At 69.6% G+C, this 24177-nt stretch carries 17 protein-coding genes; 13 read left to right on the top strand and 4 right to left on the bottom strand.

The features are described 5' to 3' along the window. Positions 1-10 precede the first annotated feature (10 nt). From pxpB to E6C72_RS19270, 5 genes are all read left to right on the top strand, one after another. On the top strand, positions 11-778 hold the full coding sequence (gene pxpB / locus E6C72_RS19290) for a 5-oxoprolinase subunit PxpB (protein WP_109085847.1): 768 nt from the start codon (positions 11-13) through the stop codon (positions 776-778). After that, positions 775-1797 carry a biotin-dependent carboxyltransferase family protein gene (locus E6C72_RS19285; RefSeq protein ID WP_109085848.1) on the top strand — a complete coding sequence of 341 codons (1023 nt, stop codon included), beginning with the start codon at positions 775-777 and terminating at the stop codon, positions 1795-1797. The genes pxpB and E6C72_RS19285 overlap by 4 nt, the downstream gene beginning before the upstream one ends. 44 nt (positions 1798-1841) lie before the next feature. Continuing rightward, positions 1842-3416 (top strand): methyl-accepting chemotaxis protein, encoded by a 1575-nt coding sequence (locus E6C72_RS19280; protein ID WP_109085849.1) that lies wholly within the window; start codon positions 1842-1844, stop codon positions 3414-3416. A gap of 42 nt (positions 3417-3458) precedes the next feature. Beyond that, a complete protein-coding gene (locus tag E6C72_RS19275) occupies positions 3459-4226 on the top strand; it encodes a LamB/YcsF family protein (RefSeq protein ID WP_109085850.1) in 768 nt (255 codons plus the stop codon). A 316-nt stretch (positions 4227-4542) separates the two neighbouring features. Beyond that, positions 4543-5193, top strand: coding sequence for a porin (locus E6C72_RS19270; protein WP_247882162.1), 651 nt, complete (start codon positions 4543-4545; stop codon positions 5191-5193). 4 nt (positions 5194-5197) lie between these two features. On the opposite strand, the gene E6C72_RS19265 is transcribed toward E6C72_RS19270, so the two are convergent. The 3 genes from E6C72_RS19265 to E6C72_RS19255 all read right to left on the bottom strand — a co-directional run bounded on the left by E6C72_RS19265 (position 5198) and on the right by E6C72_RS19255 (position 9999). Further along, positions 5198-6310: a cysteine desulfurase family protein gene (locus E6C72_RS19265; protein ID WP_136700808.1), complete on the bottom strand. Its 1113-nt coding sequence runs from the start codon at positions 6308-6310 to the stop codon at positions 5198-5200. A 67-nt stretch (positions 6311-6377) separates the two neighbouring features. After that, the gene (locus E6C72_RS19260) at positions 6378-7739 is read right to left on the bottom strand and encodes a sorbosone dehydrogenase family protein (protein WP_109443068.1); all 1362 of its coding nucleotides are present in this window, start codon (positions 7737-7739) and stop codon (positions 6378-6380) included. A 97-nt stretch (positions 7740-7836) separates the two neighbouring features. Beyond that, a complete protein-coding gene (locus E6C72_RS19255; protein WP_247875948.1) occupies positions 7837-9999 on the bottom strand; it encodes a glycosyltransferase family 41 protein in 2163 nt (720 codons plus the stop codon). A gap of 152 nt (positions 10000-10151) precedes the next feature. Between E6C72_RS19255 and lptF the strand changes: the two genes are divergently transcribed. The 6 genes from lptF (at position 10152) to E6C72_RS19225 (ending at position 16026) form a co-directional block, all read left to right on the top strand. Next, positions 10152-11315, top strand: coding sequence for an LPS export ABC transporter permease LptF (lptF, locus tag E6C72_RS19250; protein WP_247875947.1), 1164 nt, complete (start codon positions 10152-10154; stop codon positions 11313-11315). Continuing rightward, a complete protein-coding gene (locus E6C72_RS19245; protein WP_109443066.1) occupies positions 11312-12322 on the top strand; it encodes a glycosyltransferase family 9 protein in 1011 nt (336 codons plus the stop codon). The genes lptF and E6C72_RS19245 overlap by 4 nt, the downstream gene beginning before the upstream one ends. A gap of 87 nt (positions 12323-12409) precedes the next feature. Continuing rightward, on the top strand, positions 12410-12961 hold the full coding sequence (locus tag E6C72_RS19240; RefSeq protein WP_109443065.1) for a flagellar biosynthesis regulator FlaF: 552 nt from the start codon (positions 12410-12412) through the stop codon (positions 12959-12961). Positions 12962-13315: 354 nt separating this feature from the next. Next, on the top strand, positions 13316-14209 hold the full coding sequence (locus E6C72_RS19235) for a MarR family winged helix-turn-helix transcriptional regulator (protein ID WP_109443064.1): 894 nt from the start codon (positions 13316-13318) through the stop codon (positions 14207-14209). 284 nt (positions 14210-14493) lie between these two features. Next, positions 14494-15468, top strand: a complete 975-nt coding sequence (locus tag E6C72_RS19230; RefSeq protein ID WP_109443063.1) for a c-type cytochrome — start codon at positions 14494-14496, stop codon at positions 15466-15468. Positions 15469-15537: 69 nt separating this feature from the next. Beyond that, positions 15538-16026, top strand: coding sequence for a lipocalin-like domain-containing protein (locus E6C72_RS19225; protein ID WP_109443062.1), 489 nt, complete (start codon positions 15538-15540; stop codon positions 16024-16026). A 36-nt stretch (positions 16027-16062) separates the two neighbouring features. Here E6C72_RS19225 and E6C72_RS19220 read toward each other — a convergent pair whose 3' ends face one another. Beyond that, the gene (locus E6C72_RS19220) at positions 16063-18108 is read right to left on the bottom strand and encodes an NAD(+) synthase (protein ID WP_109443061.1); all 2046 of its coding nucleotides are present in this window, start codon (positions 18106-18108) and stop codon (positions 16063-16065) included. A 358-nt stretch (positions 18109-18466) separates the two neighbouring features. Between E6C72_RS19220 and E6C72_RS19215 the strand changes: the two genes are divergently transcribed. Together E6C72_RS19215 and E6C72_RS19210 are read left to right on the top strand one after the other, a co-directional pair. Continuing rightward, the gene (locus E6C72_RS19215) at positions 18467-21502 is read left to right on the top strand and encodes a chemotaxis protein CheB (protein WP_247875946.1); all 3036 of its coding nucleotides are present in this window, start codon (positions 18467-18469) and stop codon (positions 21500-21502) included. Continuing rightward, the gene (locus E6C72_RS19210) at positions 21499-24147 is read left to right on the top strand and encodes a PAS domain S-box protein (RefSeq protein ID WP_109443060.1); all 2649 of its coding nucleotides are present in this window, start codon (positions 21499-21501) and stop codon (positions 24145-24147) included. The genes E6C72_RS19215 and E6C72_RS19210 overlap by 4 nt, the downstream gene beginning before the upstream one ends. Positions 24148-24177 lie beyond the last annotated feature (30 nt).

Raw genomic sequence — 24177 nt, 5'->3', positions numbered from 1 at the left:
AGAAGCCGCCATGAGCGTGACCACCCCGTTTCCGGCCCCCGTTCTGCGGGCGGCCGGCGACAGCGCCCTGATCGTCGAGTTGGGCGACGGCATCGCCCAGGACCTGAATGCCGCGGTCCATCGGCTCGACCGCCGCATCGCCGACGCCGATTTGCCCGGCATCGTGGAAACGGTGCCGACATACCGCTCGATCCTGGTGCAGTTCGATCCGGCGGTGACGGCGGCGGAGCCGCTCGGACAGGCCCTGCTGGACTTGGCGGCGGGACTGACGCAATCGGCGGCGGAACCGCAGCTGCGCTGGATCGTCCCTGTCTGCTTCGGCGGCACCCACGGCGAGGATCTGGACGAGGTGGCACGCCGCTCGGGATTGACGACGGAGGAGGTGGTGCGGCTGCACTGCACCGCCGACTATCGCGTCTACATGCTTGGCTTCTCCCCCGGCTTCGCCTATCTCGGCGGGTTGCCGGAGGTGCTGCACCAGCCCCGGCGCGAGAACCCGCGCATGCTCACCCCGGCCGGCAGCGTCATGCAGGGCGGGGCGCAGGCGGCGATCTCCCCCATCGCCATGCCCAGCGGCTGGCACCTGCTGGGCCGCACCCCGGCGCGCACCTTCGATCTTAAACGAGAGCCGCCTTTCCTGCTGGCGCCCGGCGACCGCATCCGCTTCACCGCCATCAGCGCCGCCGAATATGACCGGCTGGAGGGGATCAGCGGCTATCTGCCGGAGTGCGAGACGGTGACGCCCTCCGTCGCCCTGATGCAGGGAGCCGCCGCATGACCACCCATCTGCGTGTCGTCGCCGCCGGTCCCAGCTCCACCATTCAGGACCGCGGCCGGGTCGGCTATCAGCGGTATGGCGTCTCGGTCGCCGGGGCGGCCGATCCGCTGCTGCATGCCGCCGCCAACGCCCTGGTCGGCAACCGGCCGGGGGACGGGGCGGTGGAGTTCACCCTGGCCGGCGACAGCGTCGTGGTGGAAGGCGGGCCGGTGCGCATCGCCGTTGCCGCCGATGCCGAGCTGACGGTGGATGGCGAACCGGTGCCGGGCTGGACCAGCCTGCGCCTGAACGACGGCCAGACCCTGCGCATCGGCGCCTTGCGCGGGGGCATGCGCGGCTATTGGGCTGTTGAGGGCGGCTTCGCACTTCAGCCGGTACTGGGCAGCGTCGCCACCCACATACGCAGCCGTATGGGTGGGATGGATGGCGGGGCCCTGAAGGCGGGCGACCGGTTGCCGCTGGCGCTCGACCGGGCGGCGGACCGGGGAGAGCGCTGTCTCGACCCTTCCCTGCTGCCGGCGCGGAGCGGCCGCCTGCGCGTCATGCTGGGGCCGCAGCAGGATTACTTCACCCCGGCCGGGATCGAAGCCTTCCTTGAGGAGGACTATACGGTCAGCCACGAGGCCGACCGCATGGGCTGCCGCCTCGACGGCCCGTCGATCGAACATGCTCGCGGCTTCAACATCACCTCCGACGGCATTCCGCTGGGGGCGGTGCAGGTGCCCGGCACCGGGCGGCCCATCGTTCTGCTGGCCGACCGCCAGACCACCGGCGGCTATCCCAAGATCGCCTGTGTCGTCGGGCCGGACGTCGCGGCGCTGGCGCAGATGCGGCCGGGCGAGCGGCTGCGCTTCGCCGCCGTCGATGCGGCGGAGGCCGGCCGTATCCAGGCCCGCCATCGCGAACTGGTGGACGGTCTGCCGGCCCTCCTGCAATCGGCCGGCGGCTTCGCGCTCTATGACAGCGGCCGGCTGCTCGGTTTCAACCTGATCGGCGGCGCCGTCACCGGCTGGGACTGATCTCTCCTTTCCAACGCCCCAACACCCACAATGGAGTGGACCTGATGCTGCAGCGTGTGGGCCGTACCCTTGCCATGCGTGTCGTCGTTCCCATCGCCCTGATGGTCACCATCATCAGCGCGACCGGCATAGCCGCCGTCGTCACCGTCAACCGCGAGGATGCCCGCACCGCGTTGGAGGACCGGGCGGCGGTCACCGTCCGCGTCATCGCCGGCGGGCTGGCCGAGCCGCTGTGGAACGTCGATGCCGAGTCCGCCGCGGCGCAGTTGGCGGCTCTCACCAACGACCCTGACTATCTCGGCAGCCGGGTGCTCGATCCCAAGGGGCAGGTCTTCGCCAAGAGCGGCGACGTGTCGGACAGCGACCCGTCGGTGCTGGTCCGCCGCGCCGACATCCAGCGCAAGACCGGTGCTCGGCTGGACAAGCTCGGCACGGTCGAGATCCACCTGTCGCCCCGCCGCGCCGAGGGACAGGCGCGCGAGCGGGCGTGGCTGCTGGCCGGCGGCGGGCTGGCGGCGCTGGTCGCTCTCTGCGGCGTGCTGTTCGTGATGGTGCGCGGGGCCACCCGGCCGATCGTCAGGCTGACCGGGGTGATGACGCGGCTGGCGGCCGGCGAGCGCGCGGTCGAGGTGCCCTCGCTCGACCGCCGTGACGAGATCGGCCGCATGGCCGAAGCCGTTCAGGTCTTCAAGGAGCAGGGGGCCGCCAAGCAGCGTCTGGAGGCCGAACAGGTTGAACTGCGCCGGCAGGCGGAGGCGGAGCGGCGTGCCGCCATCGCCGCCGTCGCCGACGATTTTGAACGCCGCGTCGGCAGCGCGCTGGGCGAGGTGCTGCGCACCACCGACGGCATGGGTGTGGCGACCCGCAGCCTTGCCGGGGTGGCGGAGCACAACGGGCAGGTCAGCCGGCAGGCCGCCGGCAACGCGGCGGCGGTGAACGCCTCGGTCGACGGCATGGCCGCCGCGGTGGACGAGCTGGTCGCCTCCATCCGCGAGATCTCGGCCCAGGCCCAGCAGTCGCAGTCGATCGCCGACGAGGCGTCGCGTCGCGCCTCGAAGGCGACTGAACAGGTGGCCGGGCTGGTCCATGCCTCCGACCGGGTGTCGGCGGTGGTGACGCTGATCCACGCCATCGCCAAGCAGACCAATCTGCTGGCTCTCAACGCCACCATCGAGGCCGCGCGGGCCGGCGAGGCGGGGAAGGGCTTCGCCGTGGTGGCCGGCGAGGTGAAGGCGCTGGCGACCCAGACCGCCAAGGCGACCGAGGACATCGAGACGCAGATCCGCGCCATCCAGGGCTCCACCGGCTCCGCCGCCGACGAGATCGTCGAGATCGCCCGCGTGGTGGAGAGCCTGAGCCAGATCAGCGCGTCGATCGCCGCGGCGGTGGAGGAGCAGAACGCCGCGACGGCGGAGATCGGCCGGGGTGTCAGCGAGGCCGCGCAAGGCGTGCGCGCCCTGCTGGGCGACGTCAACGCGACGTCGGAGGTCGCCGGGCAGACCGGCGACGCCTCCAGCCAGTTGGACAGCGCCGCCGGCATGCTGACGGAGCAGATGGGAACCATGCGCAGCGAGGTTGCCGGCTTCATCCATTCCCTGCGACAGTCGGATGCGGCGTAAGACTGCCCAGTCCTTTTTTGTCAATGAACCGAGGGAAGCGCCATGCCGAGCATCGATCTGAACTGCGACATGGGCGAAGGGTACGGCGCCTGGACCATGGGCGACGACCGGGTGATGCTGGACATCGTCACCTCCGCCAACATCGCCTGCGGCTTCCATGCCGGCGACCCCACCATCATGGCCGACACCGCCCGGCTGGCCGGGGAGAAGGGGGTGCGCATCGGTGCCCATCCCGGCTTCGAGGACCGCTCCGGCTTCGGCCGCCGCGTCATGCGCGGCATCACGACCACGGAGGTCGAACGGCTGGTCGCCTATCAGGTCGGCGCGCTCCAGGCCTGCGCCGCCCTTTCGGGTCAGCGGGTGACCCATGTGAAGCCGCACGGCGCCCTCTACAACATGGCGGCGGTGGAGGCGGATCTGGCCGGCGCCATCGCCCGCGCCGTCAAGGCGGTGGACCCCGCCCTGCTGTTCGTCGTCCCGCCCTTGAGCGCAATGGAACGCGCCGGGCTGGATGTCGGCCTGCGCGTGGCGCGCGAGGCATTCGCCGACCGCACCTATGAGGATGACGGCACGCTAACGCCGCGGTCGGTGGCCGGATCGGTGATCCACGACCCGGTTCTGGCGGCGGCACGGGTGGTGCGGATGGTCCTGGATGGGGCGGTGGAAAGCCGCCACGGCACGCGGCTGCCGATCGTGGCGGACACCATCTGCGTGCATGGCGACACCCCGACGGCGGTCGCCATGGCGGCCACGGTCCGCCGCGCGCTGGAGGCGGCGGGGGTGGCTGTGCGGGCGGTCGGACGTGATTGATCCCAGGCAGGGCGTTGCCTCCGCCCCATAACTCGCCCATTACGCGAACATGCCTGCATTTTTGCGCCGCAGCATGCAAAAAAGCAGGTCACAGTTTTGTCAGAATTTTAGACGAACATCCCTCAAACCGGAAAGGATAGACCAAGACCATCTCGACAAAATGGATAGTCGAGCATCGGCCAAACAGCACAGGGCTTGCCAAATGAAACGAAGAATTTCCATGCCTGGTCTGGCGGCAATGGCGATTTTATCGGCAAGCGGTGCGTCTGCTGATGTCCTATACCAAAAGGACAGTTTTTCAGATCAACGACATTTCCTGGCCGTCGATGTCTCGTGGGGCGAGCTGGAGATCGGGCAGGCCGACAGTGCCCGCAACCGGCTGGTGGGGACGGCGGCCTTGCCGGCTTCCACCGGGGCCGGAAGCCGCAGCGCGAAGCTGACCTACTACACCCCGCCGCTGCGCGGCTTCGAGCTGGGCGCCAGCTATACGCCGATGCCGCGCGGCGCCGGCGACATGCCCGATCCGCGCGAAGCTTTGCATCTGGTGGAGGCGGCGGTGCGCAAGACCATCCTGATGGGCGGCATCAGCACCCGCTTTTCCGCCGGCACCAGCCGGGCGCGGGTGCGTGGCGACAGCCGCCGGCTGCCGCGCCAATCCTGGATCGTCGGCACCCAGTTCGTCTGGCGGAGCGTGACGCTCGACGGCGACCTGCGGCAACAGCAGGAGGCCGATGGCCTGTCGGTCCGCAGTTTGAACGCGGCGCTGGCCTATGGCCGCGGCGACCTGAGCCTGTCCTTCCGGGCAAGGCGGACACTGCCGGAGAATGGTGCTGCCAGCGACCATTACCTCGCCGATCTGGCCTATCGCATCACGCCGCGCTGGCAGGTGGTGGCCGACACCAACATCGACACCGGTGCGGAGACCCTGGGCACGGTGGTGAAGGTCGGCGCGCGGCTGGTGTTCTGAGCGATCAGCCAGCCAACAGGGCCGCCAGCCGGTCGGCCGCCTCGTCCACCTCCGCCGCCGTGCTGCCGCGGCCAAGGCCGAAGCGCAGGCTGGCATGGGCGTCGGCGGCCGACAGGCCGACCGCCAGCAGGACATGCGACGGCTCCCCCACACCGCTGTGGCAGGCGGACCCGGTGGCGACGGCAAGGTCCGGCAGATCGAGCAGCCGGTCGGCGGCGTCTATGCCGGGAATGGTGACGTTCAGGCAGCCGGCCAGCCCGTCCGTCGCGCCATTGCGGCGGATGCCGGGCAACCGGTCCCGCAGCCGCTGCCACAGCCGGTCGCGCAGCCCGCCGATGTGGCGGGCGTCCTCCTCCCGCCTCTCGCGCGCCAGCCGGCAGGCCGCGCCCAATCCGACGCAGAGCGGCGTCGGCAGCGTTCCCCCGCGCAAGCCCCGCTGCTGCCCGCCGCCGGCCGAGGCCGGCACCGGCCGGAAGGGCGGGCGGACGATCAGGGCGCCGACGCCCATCGGCCCGTAAAGCTTGTGGCCCGACAGGCTGAGCCCATGCAGGCCGAGCGCCGCCATGTCGAGCATCCGCGTGCCGAGGGCCTGCACGGCGTCGCTGTGCATCAACGCGCCATGGCGCGCTGCGACCGCCGCCAGTTCGGCCAGCGGCTGGACCGTTCCGACCTCGTTGTTGGCGGCCATCACTGAGACAATCGAAGAGTGCCGCATGTCGGTCAGGGCATCGTCGAGTGCGGCGGGATCGACCCGGCCGGCGCCGTCCACCGGCAGCACCGTCACCGGATGGCCGCGCCGCCGCAACTCCGGCAGGCAGCCCAGGACGCTGGCATGCTCCACCGCGGAGACGACGCCGCCGCCGCCCGCCGGTACGCCGCCCAGCAGGGCCAGCGCGTTCGCCTCGGTGGCGCCGGAGGTGAAGACGACCTCGCCCGGCTGGGCGCCGACCAGGGCGGCGACCTCGCCCCGCGCCTGCTCGATGGCGTCGGCGGCGCGCCAGCCGGCCGGATGGGCGGCGTGCGGATTGCCGGCCGCCTCCGGCCGCATCCAGGGCAGCATCGCCTCCAGCACCAGCGGGTCGAGCGGGGTCGAGGCCAGATGGTCGAGATAGATCATGGCGCAGTATCGCGCCTTTGCAGGCGGAAGGGGAGGGGGATGCCCGCCTCCCGCCGCCGCCGGACCATCACTGCGCCGGCTGGTCCGGCCGCTCGGCCGACTGGGCGGCGGCGCCGCTGACGCGCCAGATGGTGTTGCCGACATCGTCGGCGACCAGCAGCGCGCCCTTCCTGTCCAGGATCACGCCGACCGGGCGGCCCTGGGCCTTGCCGTCCTTGTCGAGGAAGCCGGTCAGCACGTCGACCGGCTCGCCCGCCGGCTTGCCGTTGCGGAAGGGCACGAAGATCACCTTGTAGCCGCTGGCCGGCTCGCGGTTCCACGAGCCGTGCTGGCCGATGAAGGCGCCCTCCTGAAGGTTCGGCGGCAGGTCTCCCTGACGCGAGAAGGCGAAGCCGAGCGAGGCGGTGTGCGGCCCCAGCGCATAGTCGGGCTGAATCGCCTTGGCGACGAGGTCGGGGCGCTGCGGCTCCACCCGCTGGTCGACATGCTGGCCGTAATAGCTGTAGGGCCAGCCGTAGAAGCCGCCATCCTTCACCGAGGTCATGTAGTCGGGGACGAGGTCGCTGCCGATCTCGTCCCGCTCGTTGACGGCGGTCCACAGGGCGCCGGTGGTGGGTGCCCAATCCATGCCGTTCGGGTTGCGCAGGCCCGACGCGAAGACGCGGTGGGCGCCGGTCTTCAGGTCGATCTCCCAGATGGCGGCGCGGTCCTGCTCCGCCTCGATCCCGTTCTCGCCGACATTGCTGTTGGAGCCGACGGTGGCGTAGAGCTTGGAGCTGTCGCGGCTGGCGATGATGTTCTTGGTCCAATGGTGGTTGATCGGCCCGCCCGGCAGGTCGACGACCTTTTCCGGCTTGGCGGCGATCCGGGTGTCGCCCGGCTTGTAGGGGACCTTCACCACCGCGTCGGTGTCGGCGATGTAGAGATCGCCGCCGACCAGCGCCATGCCGAAGGGGGAGTTCAGCCCCTCGAGAAACGGCTCGCGGACGTCGGCCTTGCCGTCGCCGTCGCTGTCGCGCAGCAGGGTGATGCGGTTTGCGCTGGGCGTCTTGGCGCCGGCCTTGCCCATCACCAGCCCCATGACCCAGCCCTTGATTCCCTTGCCGTCCTCCGGCTTGGGGGGGGCGTTGGTCTCCGCCACCAGGATGTCGCCGTTCGGCAGGGCCAGCATCCAGCGCGGATGGTCCAGGCCGGTGGCGAAGGCGGTGACGCTCAATCCTTGCGCGGCGGTAGGCTGCGCGCCCTGCGGCCAGCCGATGGCGTCGGCGATGTTGACCGTCGGGATCAGCGAGGATTTCGGCGCCGGCAGGGTCGGGTTGGGGCCGGTGCCGGCCGACACCGGCAGGGACGCCTGATCGCCGCAGCCGGCGAGCGACAGGACGGCGACAGTCGCCGAAAGCATGAGGGCGAACCGTGTGGTGCTGTGCATGCGCCGAAATCCCGCGTCTGTGGGCGTGGAGGGAGTACCCACGCTCAACGCCGGCACGTTCCGGTTGGTTCCGTTGCGGGAGTTTCCGTTGATGGGGTCAGGGCGTGGGCAGCAGCGTCCGCAGTTCCGCCGCCAGGGCCCCAGCCAGCGTCTCGCCATCGCACAGCGGCCCGGCGGCCATGCGGGGCCGCAGGGTCCGGCGCAGCTCCGCCAGCCGTTGCGGGTCGGCGGCCCAGCCGACCGCGCGCTCGACATAATCCGCCGGATCGGCGGCGATGCAGCCCTCCACCCCCGCCACGGTCAGGAAGGCCAGCGAATGGCGGCTGGAGAAGGTCTCCCCCGGCAGGGTGACGACCGGCACCCCCATCCACAGCGTCTCCAGCGTCGTCGTGCTGCCGGAGAAGGGGAAGGGGTCGAGCGCCACATCGACCGAGGCGCACCAGCGCATATGGTCCAGGCTGCTTGTCGCACCGACCATGGTCACCCGGTCCGGTGCGATGCCGGCGGCGGCCAGCCGGCCGCGCCACAGGGCGGCGGTGGCCGGGCAGGACAGCGCCTTGGTCTTCATCAGCAGGCGTGACCCCGGCACCCGGCCCAGGATCGCCGCCCAGGCCGCCAGCACCCCGTCGTTCAGCTTGGTCAGGATGTTGAAGCTGCCGAAGGTCACCGGCTTGCCCGACAGCGAGGGCGGCGGCGTCAGCGGCAGTTCCTCGACGTCCGGCGGATCGTAGGCGATGAAGGCGTCGGGCATGCGCAGCACCCGTTCGGAATAGAAGCGTTCCATTCCGTCCGGCACATGGTGGCGGTCGGCGACCAGCGCATCCATCGCCGCCAGCCCGGTGGTGGCCATATAGCCCGACCATGCCACCTGCACCGGCGCCGGCTTGCGCGCGAAGACGCCGGGACGGCCGCGGGCATTGTGGCCGGCAAGGTCGATCAGGATGTCCGGCCGGTCCTGGCGGATCCGGGAGGCGACCTCCGCATCCGTCAGGCCGGCGACCGGGATCCAGTGTGCCGCCGCCTTGCGGAAGCGGTCGGTCACGTCGTCGGCTTCGGTCTGGTTGGCGTAGAGCAGCAGGCGGATGTCCTGTCCCGGCAGCGACTCCACCGTGCGGATGGCGAACAGGCCGGCGGGATGGCGGCGGAAATCGCCGGACAGGATGGCGACGGTCAGCGGTCCCTTCCTTGACCCGGCCTTTCCGGGCTTCACCCAGCGCCCGCGGTGCGGCGTGCCGTGGACGCGGTCCCAGTCGCGATGGGCCTCCAGCACCGCTTCCGCCGTCCCCCCCGGCCGGAACAGCAGCAGATAGGCGAGGTTGGAGCGCACGTCGGCCAGCGACGGGTCAAGCGCCAGCGCTCGCCGGTCCCCGGTCTCCGCCGCGTCGAGCAGTCCCTGGCCCTGCCGCACCAGAGCGAGGTTCGCGTGCGCCTCCGCCAGTGCCGGGTTCCAGGCCAGCGCCGCCCCGTAGGCGTCGGCGGCGGCCCCCAGCCGGTCGGCGCGCTGGCGCACCTCGCCCAGCCGCAGCAGACAGTCGGCCAGATCCGGCCGGGCGGTGACGGCATGGCGGGCCGCAAGCTCCGCGCTGTCGCGGTCGCCCAGCGCCAGCCGGGCCGCCGCGAGGTTGGACAGTGCCGGGGCGTGGTCAGGGCGCAGCGCCAGCGCGCGGGCCAGATCCGCCGCCGCCTCGCGCGGGCGGTCCAGCGCCAGCAGCAGGGCGCCGCGGTTGGCATGCGCCTCGACGAAGGTCGCATCGTCGGCCACGGCGGCGCGATAGGCGTCGTCGGCCTCCGCCCTCCGGCCGAGTGCCGCCAGCACGTTGCCCAGGTTGAAGCGGGCGCGGGCATAGCCGGGGCGCCGTGCCGCCGCCTGCCGGAAGGCGGTCGCCGCCTCTTCCAGCCGGCCGAGCGCCTCCAGCGCGTTGCCCAGATTGTAGAGCGCCTGGGCGAAGTCCGGCCGCAGCCGCACCGCCTGCCGGTGGGAGGCGACGGCCTCCTCCAGTTTTCCCAGCGCTTTCAGCGCGCTGCCGAGATTGTCGTGATAATCGGCGACCCGGTGGTTGTGCTGGATGGCGCCGCGGATCAGGCTGACGGCGCGGTCGGGCTGGCCGGATTGCAGATGGACGACCCCCAGCAGATGGGCGGCGTCGGCATGGCCGGGCAGGGCGTCCAGCACGGCATGGTAGAGCGCCGCCGCCTCGCCGAGCCGGCCGGCCTGATGATGCGCCACCGCGGCAGCCATCGCTTCCTGGATCGTCGCCATGACGACCGTCATACCGGCTGGCGGGTGCGGGCGCCAGCGCTTTCCCCTGCCGATAAGGCACCCCTTGTCCGCGCCGAGCGGTTTTCAACACTTGACCCGGCGGGCCGGGGCGGTCAGCTTGCCGGCCTTATACAGCCTTCGGCCGATCCCCCATGAACCGACTGCAACGGTACCTGTTCCGCAACCTGCTGATCGCCACGCTCTATTCGACGGCCGGACTGACGCTGACCATCTGGCTCAGCCAGTCGCTGCGCCTGATCGAGATCGTGGTCAGCGCCGGCGCGCCGATGGGCATGTTCCTGTGGCTGCTGCTGCTGACCGTGCCGACCTTCCTCGGCATCGTGCTGCCGCTGGCGCTGGTCGGGGCCATCCTGTTCACCTACAACAAGATGGCGACCGACAGCGAACTGGTGGTGATGCGCGCGGCGGGGGTCGGGCCCTTCTCGCTGTCGACGCCGGCGCTGGTTATGGCGGTGGGGGTGATGGCCGTCGTCTTCGTCCTGAACGTCTGGATCACCCCGGCGGCCCACCGCGAACTGGTGCGGATGGAATACACCGTGCGCAGCGACTATTCGCAGCTGTTCCTGCGCGAGGGCGTGTTCAACGAGGTCGGCGACCGTTTCAGCGTCTTCCTGCGCGACCGCGACGCCGACGGCAACCTGCACAAGGTGCTGATCCATGACGGCCGCCAGCCGGACAAGCCGGTGACGATCATGGGCGACCGCGCGGTGATGCAGACCGGGCCGGATGGCACCCGCTTCGTCGTCTATGACGGCAACCGGCAGGAGCTGGACCGCAAGACCAACCGGCTGTCGCAGCTCTTCTTCGAGCGCTATGCCGTCGACCTGAAGGCGGTGGCGCCCCAGGCGGCCGACCGCTGGCCCGATGCCCGCGAACGGACGACGGCGGAACTGATGGACGGCAACGTCCCGGCCCAGGACGACCGCATGCGCCGTGGCCTGATCGCCGAGCTGCACCACCGCTTCTCCTCGCCGCTGCTGGCCCTGACCTATGCGCTGGTGGCGCTGTCGGCCCTGCTGTCGGGCGAGTTCAACCGGCGCGGCCAGTCCTCCCGCGTCACCATCGCCGTGCTTCTGGTGATGGGGTTGCAGGCGGGGGCGCTGGGGCTGACCAGCCTCGCCGGCAAGGCCACGATGTTCGTGCCGCTGATGTACGCCATGCCCCTGCTGGCACTGCTGCCGCCGCTGTGGGTGATGTCGCGCGGCCTCAGCCTGCGGCCGGGACGCCGGCAGGGCACGCCCGATGTCGACCCGGCTGTTGGCCCCGGTGCCGGCCCGGCCGGGTCGGTGTCATGAGCCGCATCCTCTTCATCACCTCCAACCGCCTGGGCGACGCGGTGCTGTCGACCGGGCTGCTCGGCCACCTGACCGAAGCCTATCCGGGGGCGCGGCTGACCATCGCCTGCGGGCCGCTGCCGGCGCCGCTGTTCCGTGCCGTTCCGGGGCTGGAGCGGCTGATCCCGCTGGCGAAGCGCTCCTATGCCCGGCACTGGCTGCGGCTGTGGCTGGACTGCGTCGGCACGCGCTGGGACCTGGTGGTGGATCTGCGCAACTCGGCGGTCGGGCGGCTGGTTCCCGCCCGGCACCGCGTCTTCCACGCCAAGGCCGCCCGCCCGATGCACAAGGTGGAGGAGAATGCCGCCGTGCTCGCCCTGTCGCCGCCGCCGGCCCCACGGCTGTGGATCGACGCGGAGGCGAAACGGCAGGCCGACGCGCTGATCCCCGCCGGAACCGGCGTCTTCCTCGCCATCGGCCCCACGGCAAACTGGCTGGGCAAGGAATGGCCGGCGGAGCGTTTCGCCCGGCTGGCCCTGCGCCTGACCGGAGACGGCGGGCCGCTGGCCGGCGCCCGGGTGGCGGTGCTGGCCGCCGGGCCGGAGCGGGAGCGGGCGCGGCCTGTGTTGGAGGCGCTGGGGACACGCGCCATCGACCTGACCGGCCGGACCGACCCGATGGCCGCCGCCGCCTGCCTGGAGCGGGCGGCGCTCTATGTCGGCAACGACAGCGGGCTGATGCACATCGCGGCGGCGGCGGGCGTGCCGACGGTGGGGCTGTTCGGTCCGGGCTATCCCGGCATCTATGGCCCCTGGGGGCCGCGTGGGCGTGTGGTGACGAGCCGGGTCCCCCAGCCGGAGCTGCTGGCCCGCGTCGCCGCCGACCCGAACGCCCGCGATCTGATGGACGGCATCGACGAGGAGCGGGTGGCGGAGGTGGCCATGGATGTCCTGTCCGAAGCGCATAGGACTTGTGACCAGTTTGCGTCAGGGTCTTCCGCAACTGCCGAACTACCCCCGTTGCGTTGACAAAGCCTGTCGGATAACCGACACTTCCGCGACGAAGAAAAGGGGCAGGTCCGCCCCGACGGATGGGTTTTCCCCCGAGGGTTTGGAATGAAGCCGACTCCCACCTACGCCAACAAGCCGACCTCGGACAATCCGCGCGACGTCGAGGCTTGGGCCCTGGCGGAAGCGGCGCGTCGTATGATCGCCGCCGGCCATGCCAAGGATGAAAAGGCCTTCCGCGAGGCTCTTCAGTTGAACCAACGCCTGTGGACGATCTTTCAGGCGGCGATCACCGAAGAGGATTGCGGCCACCCGCCGGAAGTCCGGACGAACATCGCCGCCCTGTCGCTGCTGGTCGACCGCGAGACGACCAACCGTCTGATCGACCTGGATTTCGACAAGATCGACACGCTGGTCAACATCAACCGCAACGTCGCCAGCGGCCTGACCGCACAGGGCCAGTTCATCGCCGCCCAGCAGGCGACCCAGCCGCATCCGGGCACGCCGCAGACGGCCGCTCCCCAGGCCCAGGCTGCTCCGGCCGCCGCCCCGGCGCCGGGTCAGCCGCCGGCCGGCATGCGTCCGGCCGCGCCGCCACGCCCGATGACCAGCCCGGACGCCGCTCCGGTCAACCGCGAGTCCCTGCGCATTTCGATCTGAGCCGTATTGGGACCGACAGAAGAGAGGCCGGCGCTCCGATGGGGCGCCGGCTTTTTTTTGACGGCGGCATACCGGTGACCGGTCTCGATCCTTCCCGGCCGAGCTGGAAGGCCGTGTAGAACCAAAGACGCGTCCTAACGGAAAAGCATCCGTCCATTTTGGTGTTGGGGAAGTTTTCAGTACCACCAGAATGCGTCAATCAAATTCTGCTGCAAGAGCGGTGATTGCAATTCCTTTCCATGACTTGGCCTGACAGGCGATATCCGTTCGTTTGGCGATGCGGATCTGTCATCTTGATCCGCCTGGACAGGCCACGACAAAGCGGTGCGCTGTCGTAATCTGGAGGGAGGGGCCATGCCGCACGATGCCGATTTTGCTTCGTTGCCGCGTTTGCCTGTTTCGGTTGAGGAGATCGCCGGCCATCCTCGCTATCTTCAGGCACGGAAACTGTATTCGGAGAGCTTTCTCGCGTTGTTCGACCGCAACCCGTTTCTCATACGGTTGTTGACTGACACAAGCCGGTACCTTCTGTTTACGGTCTCGGTCATCCTTGACGCCAACCACGATATCGAACGGCGGGAGACGTGGTTCACGGTGGGCCGTCTCAAGGAGCGGATGGCGGTGTTCGGAATGACCAGCCCCCGCCATGTCGATCATCTCATCGAGCGCATGTGTGCCGTTGGATTTGTCGAGACCGCCCATCCGCCGGGCGATCGCCGCGTGACTCTGCTGCGGCTCACCGACAGGATGCTGGCCCATGATCGCGAGTGGCTGGCCACTGACTACGTCATCCTCGATGCACTGCGTCCCGAGAACGGCTATGGCCGGGTCAGAAACCGCGACCCGTTCCTTCATGCCGCGATCCGGCGCCAGTCGCTCGCCCTGCTGCCCGAGGGAGCGCGCCTGCTTTCCGCTCAGACGGATTTCCTGCTGTTCTTCAGCCGGCCGGGTGGCCTGATGGTCCTCGAGGCCCTGTTCGAGGCGGCGCTGTCGTCAGCCGACGGCTGGCAAAGCCCCTTTGCCTTTGGGGATGTCGCCGACCGGTTCGGTCTGTCCCGCTCCCATGTCCGCAGTGTGGTGCAGGCCGCCGAAGCCGCCGGTTTCATCAAGCTTCATGGCCGCGGCGGCCGGTTGGTGGAGATCCTGCCACCCCTGTGGCGCAGCGATGCCGTCGGTCACGGTGTGGGCGCCAGACTTCGCGACATCGCCTTTCTCCGTGCATCGGTCGAGCTTGCCCCTGCTGAGTGACGGCCTCCGGCGGTCACGACCCCTCCGGCTGCTCCGGTTCCCTCATCCCGTCCCGTCGAATAGACGCAAACTTCGACAAATGCCGGCGTCGGCCCCCGGCTATGATTCGTCCGCTGCGGTCTGACAACGGCGGTCGCGTTCCCTGAAAGGGGAGCGGCTGACCGGGCGTGCAACCGCCGCCGATCGATGTGAGCGGAGACCTGTGGCGGACATCCGGGGGCGGTCCCGAACCTCCGATCCGGAACAGGGGAGACCGGTCCGTCCCACGTTAGAGTTTGGAGCCAATGATGCAGTCTCCCATCCGCGCGGCTCGCACCGTGATGTTCGCCGCCCTTTGCCTTGCCGCGACGGCTGCCGGAGCCGACGAGGCTCCTCCGGTTTGGGCCTATCCGATCGCCCCGCAGGATTATGTGCCTCCCAAGGACGATGGCACGGTTCGCCAGGTGCCGGGCAGCATCCGCGGCTATACCCTGACCGAGATCCGCGATCTTTTCGTTGCCCGTGACTGGTTCCCGCAGGCTCACCCCCCGATGCCGCCGGTGGTTGCCGAAGGGCGTAAGCCGAATCTGCGGCCCTGTGGCGTCTGTCATCGGCCCGAGGGGGTCGGCGGGCCGGAGAATGCGAGCCTCGCCGGCCTGCCGGCGGCCTATATGCTGCGCCAGATCGACGACTTCCGCAGTGGGGCGCGCTCCACCGGAGTGAAGGAGCGTGCGCACGTGTTCCGCATGATCACCGGTCTGAAGGAATTGACCGACGACGAGATCAGGCAGGCGGTGGCGTATTATGCGTCGCAGCCGCTTCCGGCCCGCATCAGGGTCGTCGAAACCGACAGCGTTCCCGCCAGCTATGTCCCATCCTGGTATTACACGCCCAGGAAGGGTGGTGGTTCGGAGCCGCTGGCCGGCCGCATCATCGAGATGCCCGATGACGAGGAGAATTTCATCAATCGGGACTCCCGCGTGACGTTCACCGCCTATGTGCCGGTCGGCAGCCTCGCACTCGGCGGGACGATCGCCAGGGAGGGGAGCCCCGACCGCATCGTCGCCTGTATCGCCTGCCACGGGGAACGCCTTGAAGGCGTCGCCGACATCCCGCCGCTGGCCGGCCGCTCGCCCTCCTACATCGTCCGCCAGCTCTACGAGTTCAAGCACGGCCTGAGGGGTGGATCGATGGCGGAGCCGATGAAGGAGAACGCCGCGCGGATGACCGTCCCGGAGATGGTCGCGCTGGCCGCATATGCGGCATCGCTGACGCCGTGAACTTCAGGCCGGGCGCGCTCCGCGCCCGCCTCCCGAAAGACCCGCCTCCCGAAAGAAAGGTCCCTTTCCATGAAGAAGAAGCTTGCCGCCGCCATCGTCGGGCTCGTCACCTGCGCCAGCTGCATTGCCTGGGCCGGCGAGACGATCCGTGCCGGACTTGTCGGCACCTGGAAGCTTGTGGTCGTCTACGACCAGTTCACCGACGGGACGAAGCGGGAGACCTGGGGGCCCGCGCCGCAGGGGCTCCTGGTCTTCACGCCGGAAGGCATGTTCAGCGCCATCATCGTCGCCGGGGATCGCGCCGCCAGACCGAACACCGTACCGACGGATCCCGTCGGTCCGGCGATCGCCTATTTCGGATCCTTCAGCGTAGACGAGGCCGCGGGCACCTTCGCCACCAAGGTGTCGCAATCCACCTTTCCCCCCTGGCAGGGGGTGACCCAGATGCGCAAGGTCGAAGAACTGGGGGCCGACCGTCTGAAGGTCGTTGCATCGCCGATCACCGACCCGAGCGGCCGCCAGTATGTGCCGCATCTGGAGTTCGAGCGCGTGAGGTGAGAAGGCCCGGATGCATCCGTCACCGGGCCGCTGTCCTCACTCCGCCGGCACCTCGCGCTCCAGCTCCTCCAGCCAGATGCGGGCGTTGCCGTCGGACGGCGCCCGCCAGTCGCCGCGGGGCGACAGCGAGCCGCCGGCGGTCACCTTCGGGCCGTTCGGCATGGCGGAGCGCTTGAACTGGCTGAAGCCGAAGAATCGGCGCAGGAACACGCGCAGCCAGTCGCGGATCTCGGCCGGGCTGTAGGCGCGGCGCTTCTCCAGCGGATAGCCTTCCGGCCAGTCGCCCTTGGCGGCATCGGCCCAGGCATGGCGGGCCAGAAAGGCGATCTTCGACGGGCGGAAGCCGTAGCGCAGCACGTAGAACAGGGTGAAGTCCTGCAAGTCGTAGGGTCCGACCACGGATTCGGAGCTTTGCAGCGCCTTGTCGGAACCGGCCGGCACCAGTTCCGGCGAGATCTCCGTCTTCAGGATGGCGTCCAGCGTCTCCGACACCTCCTGCTGGAACTGGCCGGTGCGGCCGACCCAGCGGATCAGATGCTGGATCAGCGTCTTCGGCACGCCGGCATTGACGTTGTAATGGGACATCTGGTCGCCGACGCCATAGGTGCACCAGCCCAGCGCCAGTTCCGACAGGTCGCCGGTGCCGAGAACGATGCCGTTGTGATGGTTGGCAAGGCGGAACAGGTAATCGGTGCGCAGGCCGGCCTGCACATTCTCGAAGGTGATGTCATACACCGCCTCGCCGCTGGCGTAGGGATGCTCCATGTCCTTCAGCATCTGGTTTGCAGCCGGCCGGATGTCGAGTTCCTTGGCCGTCACCCCCAGCGCCGTCATCAGCCGCCAGGCGTTGGACTTGGTGCCCTCGCTGGTGCCGAAGCCGGGCATGGTGTAGCCGAGGATGCCGGTGCGCGGCAGGCCGAGCCGGTCCATGGCGCGGGCGGCGACGATCAGGGCATGGGTGCTGTCCAGACCACCCGAAACGCCGATCACCACCGTCCTGATCCCGGTGGCGCGCAGCCGCTGCACCAGTCCCGCGACCTGGATGTTGTAGGCCTCGTAGCAGTCCTGCTCCAGCCGTTCGGCGGCGGCCGGGACGAAGGGCAGGCGCGGCACCACGCGCAGCAGACCGACATCCTCCTCCGGCGCGTCGAGCCGGAAGGCGACGGTGCGGAACCTGGCCGTCGCCTCGCCGAACAGGCGGCGGTTGTCGTCGAAGGTGCCCTGGCGCAGCCGTTCCTGGCGCAGCAGGTCGAGATCGACGTCGGCGACCGCCATCTGGGCGCCGTCGGGGAAGCGGTCGGTCTCCGCCAGCTTCTCGCCATTCTCGAAGATCGAGGTCTGGCCGTCCCAGGCGAGGTCGGTGGTCGATTCCCCGGCCCCGGCCGATGAATAGAGATAGGCGGCGAGGCAGCGCGCCGACTGCGATTTCGCCAGCAGCCGGCGGGTGTCGGACTTGCCGATGGTGATGTTGCTGGCCGACAGGTTGGCGAGAATGGTGGCGCCGGCCAGTGCCGCCATCGTGCTGGGCGGGGCCGGAACCCACAGATCCTCGCAGATCTCGGCATGGACGACCAGACCGGGCTGGTCCTCGGCCGAGAACAGCAGGTCGGGGCCGAAGGGGGTGGTCAGGTCGCCGATGCGGATCGTCCCGCCTTCGGTGCCGGCGCCCGACGCGAACTGGCGCCGCTCGTAGAATTCCCGGTAGTTCGGCAGATGCTGCTTCGGCACCACGCCCAGCAGCTCGCCCCGGTGGATCGCCACCGCCGTGTTGTAGAGCCGCCCGTCATGCAGCAGCGGCGCGCCGACCAGCAGCAGCGGCATCAGCCCGGTCGAGGCCTGGACCAGATCGAGGATCGCCTGTTCCACCGCGTCGATCAGCGGATCCTGCATCAGCAGATCGTCGATGGCATAGGCGGACAGCGCCAGTTCGGGGAACAGCGCCACCGCCACCGATTTGTCGTGGCAGGCCCGTGCCGCCTCCAGCACCGCCGCGGCGTTGGCCGCCGGATCGGCGGGGGTGCTGCGCGTGGTGCAGGCGGCCACCCGCGCGAAGCCGTGGCGATAGATCGAGGTGAAGCTCATGACCCGTTCCCGCTGCCTTGCATGCCCTGGGGCGCTCCAGGATGTGGCGCCTGGGGGAAGCAAACATAGCAGGATTTTCGCGCGCGTCAGGTCTCCCGTCCCGATGACGGCCGGCATTCGGGCCTTTCGGATGGGCCGGTGCCGGTGAGAAGACGCAAAATGATTAAGACACGATACATTCGTTATAAAACCAAAGTCAAATCGATGCGGAGATACGGGCATTCCAGTTAAAATGAGGATGTTGCAGGATGATCTCCTGCGATAGTCAAGTTGACCAAACCAAGTGCGTTGGATATAGCCAGGAGCTCGCTTGCACCGAGAACCGGCAGGCCGACGCCAGAAGGACTCGTTTATCATCGTGCCAACCGATACGCCGGTCACGCAGCCCGCCCCGAGCAACAGCGCATCGCCCGATGCGGAAAGCGCGGCCGTGGCGGTCGAAGAGGCCGCGGCGGCGGAACAGGCCTGCTGCATCGTCGGCATCGGCGCCTCGGCCGGGGGGCTGGAGGCGTTGCAGCGTTTCTTCGACGCGGTGCCGGGCGATAGCGACCTCGCCTATGTCGTGGTCCAGCACCTGTCGCCGGTGCACAAGAGCCTGATGGTCGATCTGCTGGCGAAGCACACGGCCATGGAGGTGGTGCAGGCGACCGAAGGCGTCCCGGTCCTGCGCAACACCGTCTATCTGCTGCCGCCGGGTAAGCATCTGAGCATCGAGGACGGCCGCCTGCGGCTGACCGCCAAGGATGTCGGCGGCGGGATGAGCCTGCCGATCGACATCTTCCTGACGGCGCTGGCCCGCGACCAGGGCCCGCTGGCCATCGGCCTGATCCTGTCGGGGACCGGGTCGGACGGCACGCGCGGCCTGATGGCGATCAAGTCGGCCGGCGGATTCGCCGCGGTCCAGCAGCCGGAGACGGCCCAGTTCGACGGCATGCCGCGCAGCGCGCTCGCCACCGGGCAGATCGACGCCACCCTGCCGCCCGAGGAATTGCCGGCCCGGCTGATCGAGCATGCGCGCAAGGCGCTGGCCCGTGCCCGCCCGATGCCGGCCAGGCAGCGGCGCGAGGATGGCGACGACCCGCTGGCCCAGATCATCGCGGTGATCCGCTCTGTCACCGGCGTCGATTTCCAGCATTACAAGTTGGCGACGCTGTTGCGGCGGATCGAGCGGCGCATGCAGGGGGCCGGGCTGGAGTCGATGGAGGAGTATGCCGCGCTTCTGCGGCGGAACAGTGCGGAGGCGGTCAATCTCTACAAGGAGATGCTGATCGGCGTGACCCGCTTCTTCCGCGACGAGGCGGCGTTCCGTGTTCTGGCCGAGCGGGTGATCCCCAGCCTGCTCGCCAACCGCAGCCCGACCGACATGATCCGTGTCTGGGTCTGCGGCTGCGCCAGCGGCGAAGAGGCCTATTCCCTCGCCATCCTGTTCGCCGAGGCGCAGGAGCGGCTGGGCCGCAGCGTCGACGTCAAGATCTTCGCCACCGACATCGACCAGGACAGCATCGAGGTGGCGAGCCTTGGCGAGTACCCGCGCGCGATCGCCGATGACGTGTCGCAGGAACGGCTGGCCCGCTTCTTCACCGCGCGGGGCGACAGCTATGTGGTGTCGCGCGACATCCGCCGGATGGTGGTGTTCGCCGCCCACAACATCATGCGCGACCCGCCCTTCACCAAGATCGACCTGCTGAGCTGCCGCAACCTGCTGATCTATATGGACCAGCCGCTGCAGCGCAAGGTGCTGAGCCTGTTCCAGTACGCGCTGCGCCAGAGCGGCTTCCTGTTCCTCGGCACCAGCGAGACGCTGGGCGACCTCCAGTCCGACTTCCACACCGTCGACAGCCGCAACAAGGTCTTCCAGAGCCTGCGAGCCGGGTCCTTCCGGCTATCGCGGCTGCTGGTTCCGACGGTCGCGGCGCCGCTGGCCCGCCATGGCGACGAGGGGCCGTCCCAGGCGATGGAGGAGGGCGCGGCCATCGACGAGGCGATGGCGACGCTGATGAAGGCCTATGTGCCGCCCTGCCTGCTGGTCAACGAACAGATGACCATCATGCATGTGTTCGGCGATGCCTCGTCCCTGCTGAAGGTGCCGCCGGGCGAGGCGACGCTGAACGTGCTGAAGCTGCTGCCGTCGTCGGTCGCCATGGTGACGGGCACCGCGCTGAACCGGGCCTTCCGCTCCGGCGAGGAGTTCGCACTGTCCAACATTCCGGTGAAGGACTGCGAAGGCGTGGCGGCGCTCAGCCTGCGGGTCAAGCCCTATGTCGCGCGCAAGACCGGGCGTCGCTTCGCCCTGGTCGTGCTGGACCGCGCCAACATGCTGCCGCTGTCGGTGCCGGATTCGGAGTTCGACCTGAACGCCGACGCCGCCGAGCGCATCCGCGGGCTGGAGCAGGAGCTGCTGTCGCGCGGCGAGAATCTCCAGGCGACCATCGAGGAGCTGGAGACCGCCAACGAGGAACTCCAGGCGACCAACGAGGAACTGCTGGCCTCGAACGAGGAGTTGCAGAGCACCAACGAGGAACTGCAATCGGTCAATGAGGAGCTGTACTCCGTCAACGCCGAATATCAGGCGAAGGTGGAGGAGCTGACCGAGATCACCAACGATCTGGACAATCTGCTGCGCTCGACCGAGATCGGCACAGTGTTTCTCGACGGCGATTTCGTCATCCGCCGCTTCACCCCGGCGGCGGCCGGCTTCATCAACATCATCCCGCGCGACATCGGCCGGTCCATCGCGCATCTGTCGACCAACATCGACTATCCCGACTTTCTCGGCGACATCCGCAAGGTGTTCGACGGGCAGGAGGCGGTGGAACGCCATGTCCGCGTCCAAGACGGCCGCTGGGACGGCCGCTGGGTGCTGACCCGCATCCTGCCCTATCTGACCGACAAGAATCAGACCGCCGGCGTGGTGGTGACCTTCGTCGACGTGACGGACACCAAGCAGGCGCAGGAGCGGCTGCAAAAGGTGCTGGACAGCCTGCCGGAGCATATCGCCGTCACCGACGGGGAAGGCCGGATCGTCATGGTGAACGCCGCCTGGCGCGGCTTCGCCCGGCGCAACGGCGCCCCAGCGATCGAGCGCTGCGGTGTCGGCACCAACTATCTGGAGGTCTGCCTGGCGCCGGAGGCGGCTTCGACGGACAGCGTCGCCCGCGCGGTGCATGACGGGCTGCGCCGCATCCTGGACGGCGAGGCCGACGGTTTTTCCATCGAATATCCCTGCCATTCGCCCGACGAGCAGCGCTGGTTCCTGATGCACGCCACCCGCCTGAAAGACCATGACGGCGGCATCGTCGTCAGCCACATCAACATCACCAACCGCAAGCTGATGGAGTTGCAACTGGACGGAACCGGTGAAGCCGACGCCAGGGGCGATGGAGGAGAGGAATGAGCGAGGATTCCTCCGGCCGACTGCGGCGCCGTGCCGAAACCATCCTCAGCGGCGGGCATTTCGAGGCGTCGGACATCACCGCCACCTCGATGAAGGAACTGCTGCACGAGCTGTATGTCCATCAGGCCGAGCTGGAGATCCAGAACGAGGAACTGCGCGGCGCCCAGCAGGCGCTGGAGGCGTCGCGGCTGCAATATCTCCAGCTGTTCCAGTCGGTGCCGCTGGCCTGCCTGGCGGTCAATGCCGCCGGCATCGTCGGCGAGGCGAACGCCGCGGCCGAACGGCAGTTCGGCCTGCCGATGCTGCGGCTGAAGGGCCGGCCGCTGACCCTGCTGGTCGACGGCGTCGACCATGGCCGGCTGTTCACCGCGCTCGGCCGGCTGCGCGACCATGGTGAGTGGGTCCGGCAGGAGTTCCGTTTCCTCGGCCCGCAGGGCACGGTCATCGACGGGCTGACCGACGCCCGCCGGGTGACGCTGGACGACAGCGACCGTGGCGACGTGCTGCTGACCATCACCGACCTGACCGAACGCAACGCCTGGCTGCGCGAGGTGCAGCAGTCCCGCGACGACGCCGAACGGGCGCGCGCCGACTATCACCACATCCTGCAATCGGTCGGCGACGGCATCCTGGGGGTGGACGCCGACGGCCGCATCCGCTTCGTCAATGCCGCCGCGACGGCGATGACCGGCCATCTCGACCTCGACCTGATCGGCCGCCCGCCGTCGGACCTGCTGGCCGGTCCGGCCGGGGAGGCGGAGCGGGTGCCGGGTGACGAAACGCCCCCGATTTCCGCTGGCGCGGCCCGCGCGCTGGCCCTGTCGCTGACCGACGGCCGGCCGCGCAGCGTCGCCTGCGAAAAGCTGAGGCGCGAGGATGGCGGGACGCTGCTGGTGGAGGTGACCATCTCCCCCATGCTGTCGTCCGGCATGCGGCTCGCCCCGATGGCGGAGCGCATCCAGGGCGCCGTCGTCGCCTTCCGCGACGTCACCGCGCGGCGGACGGCGGAAGCGGCGCTGAACCTCAGCGAACGGCGGCACCGGGTGCTGGTCCAGTCGCTGCACGACGCGCTGGCGATGACCGCCGTCGACGGCCGCAGCCTGCTGGCGAACGCCATGGCGGAGCGGCTGCTGGGCGGGCCGGCCCGCGCGCTGCTCGATCCCACCGCGGCGGCCCTGGAGGGAGAAGGCCGGGGAGAGCGTGGGGCGGACGGGCAACTGGCGCCGGCCACCGCCCCGGCGACGATGGTCCCGACCACCGCCGGCCGCCGCTTCATCGACGCCAACGGCAACCGGCTGCACGGGCTTCCCCCGGCGGCGGAGGCGGCGCGCAGCGGCAAGCCGGTGGCCGAACGCATCATCGGCGTGGTCGAGGGGGAGGAGGCGACCGCCCCCACCCGCTGGCTGCGGGTGTCGAGTCACCCGGTCGCCGATCCGGCCGGCGGGGTGGAGGCCGTGGTGTCCAGCGTCGCCGACATCACCGCGGTGAAAGCGCTCGAACGCGATCTGAACGTGGCGCTCGATGCCCGCGAACGCTTCCTGGCGGCGGCGAGCCACGATCTGCGCCAGCCGGTTCAGGCGCTGCTGCTGCTGTCCGACCTGCTGATGAAGGAAAAGCTCTCGGCCGGCGCGCGGCGGATGGCGGAGCAGATCCAGTCCTCGCTCGGCGGGCTGGGCGGCATGCTGGACCGGATGCTCGACATCTCCAAGCTGGAAGCCGGGTTGGTCGCCGCCAGCCCGGAGGCCGTCGATCTCGCCGCCCTGCTGGGCCGCCTGCACGGGGAATTCGCTCCCCAGGCCGAGAAGGCCGGCCAGAGCCTGCGTCTGGTGGCGCCGCGGATGACGACGCGCACCGACCCGCGCCTGCTGGAGCGGGTGCTGCGCAACCTGCTGTCCAATGCGCTGCGTTTCGCGCCTGGCGGGCGGGTTCTGCTTGGCGCGCGCCGACGCGGCGACCAGGTGCAGATCGAGGTGTGGGACAGCGGCATCGGCATCGCCGACCAGCACATCGACCGCATCTTCCAGGACTTCTTCCAGGTCGGCAACGCCGCCCGCGACCGGCGGGAGGGGCTTGGGCTTGGGCTGAGCATCGCCCGGCGGCTGGTCGCCATGCTGGGCGGCACCATCGACGTGACCTCCTCGCTCGGCCGTGGCAGCCGCTTCACCGTCAGCCTGCCGCTGAGCGAGGCGAAATCCGACGCCCTCGAACAGGCGGGCGGCGTTGGCGCCGCCGACAGCGGCGGGGCCGCCGACGATGGCGGGCGGCTGGTCATGCTGGTGGAGGACGATGCCGTCATCCGCATGGCGCTGGTGCTGATGCTGGAGGATTGGGGCTATCGCGTGGCGGAGGCCGGCAGCGGAGCCGAGGCGGAGGAGCTTCTGGGCAGCCTGATCGACAGCGGGGAAAAGCCCGACGTGATCCTGGCCGATTACCGCCTGCCGGAAGGCACCACCGGGCTGATGGTGATGGACATGGTCCGCAGCCGCCTGTCGCGCGACGTTCCCGGCGTGCTGCTGACCGGCGACACCTCGGCCGACCGGCTGCGCGAGGCGGCGGGCGCCCAGTGCGCGCTGCTGCACAAGCCGATCCAGCCCAGCCGCCTGCAGGATACGCTGGCGTCGGCGCTGAATCTGCAAGGCGGGTGAGGAAAATCCTGCGTTGGTAGCTATATTGGT

The sequence above is a fragment of the Azospirillum sp. TSH100 genome (genome assembly GCF_004923295.1).
Taxonomy (GTDB): domain Bacteria; phylum Pseudomonadota; class Alphaproteobacteria; order Azospirillales; family Azospirillaceae; genus Azospirillum.
The sequence above is the reverse complement of the archived record's forward strand: the minus strand, read 5'-3'. Positions and strand labels throughout refer to the sequence as shown.

Bases quoted from the DNA above. Each gene is read 5' to 3' on its own strand.
- E6C72_RS19280 (WP_109085849.1), top strand. From the start codon at position 1,842: ATGCTGCAGCGTGTGGGCCGTACCCTTGCCATGCGTGTCGTCGTTCCC.
- E6C72_RS19230 (WP_109443063.1), top strand. From the start codon at position 14,494: ATGATGCAGTCTCCCATCCGCGCGGCTCGCACCGTGATGTTCGCCGCC.
- pxpB (WP_109085847.1), top strand. From the start codon at position 11: ATGAGCGTGACCACCCCGTTTCCGGCCCCCGTTCTGCGGGCGGCCGGC.
- E6C72_RS19245 (WP_109443066.1), top strand. From the start codon at position 11,312: ATGAGCCGCATCCTCTTCATCACCTCCAACCGCCTGGGCGACGCGGTG.
- E6C72_RS19235 (WP_109443064.1), top strand. From the start codon at position 13,316: ATGCCGCACGATGCCGATTTTGCTTCGTTGCCGCGTTTGCCTGTTTCG.
- E6C72_RS19260 (WP_109443068.1), bottom strand. From the start codon at position 7,739: ATGCACAGCACCACACGGTTCGCCCTCATGCTTTCGGCGACTGTCGCC.
- E6C72_RS19255 (WP_247875948.1), bottom strand. From the start codon at position 9,999: ATGGCGACGATCCAGGAAGCGATGGCTGCCGCGGTGGCGCATCATCAG.
- E6C72_RS19285 (WP_109085848.1), top strand. From the start codon at position 775: ATGACCACCCATCTGCGTGTCGTCGCCGCCGGTCCCAGCTCCACCATT.
- E6C72_RS19225 (WP_109443062.1), top strand. From the start codon at position 15,538: ATGAAGAAGAAGCTTGCCGCCGCCATCGTCGGGCTCGTCACCTGCGCC.
- E6C72_RS19210 (WP_109443060.1), top strand. From the start codon at position 21,499: ATGAGCGAGGATTCCTCCGGCCGACTGCGGCGCCGTGCCGAAACCATC.
- E6C72_RS19220 (WP_109443061.1), bottom strand. From the start codon at position 18,108: ATGAGCTTCACCTCGATCTATCGCCACGGCTTCGCGCGGGTGGCCGCC.
- E6C72_RS19265 (WP_136700808.1), bottom strand. From the start codon at position 6,310: ATGATCTATCTCGACCATCTGGCCTCGACCCCGCTCGACCCGCTGGTG.
- E6C72_RS19240 (WP_109443065.1), top strand. From the start codon at position 12,410: ATGAAGCCGACTCCCACCTACGCCAACAAGCCGACCTCGGACAATCCG.
- E6C72_RS19275 (WP_109085850.1), top strand. From the start codon at position 3,459: ATGCCGAGCATCGATCTGAACTGCGACATGGGCGAAGGGTACGGCGCC.
- lptF (WP_247875947.1), top strand. From the start codon at position 10,152: ATGAACCGACTGCAACGGTACCTGTTCCGCAACCTGCTGATCGCCACG.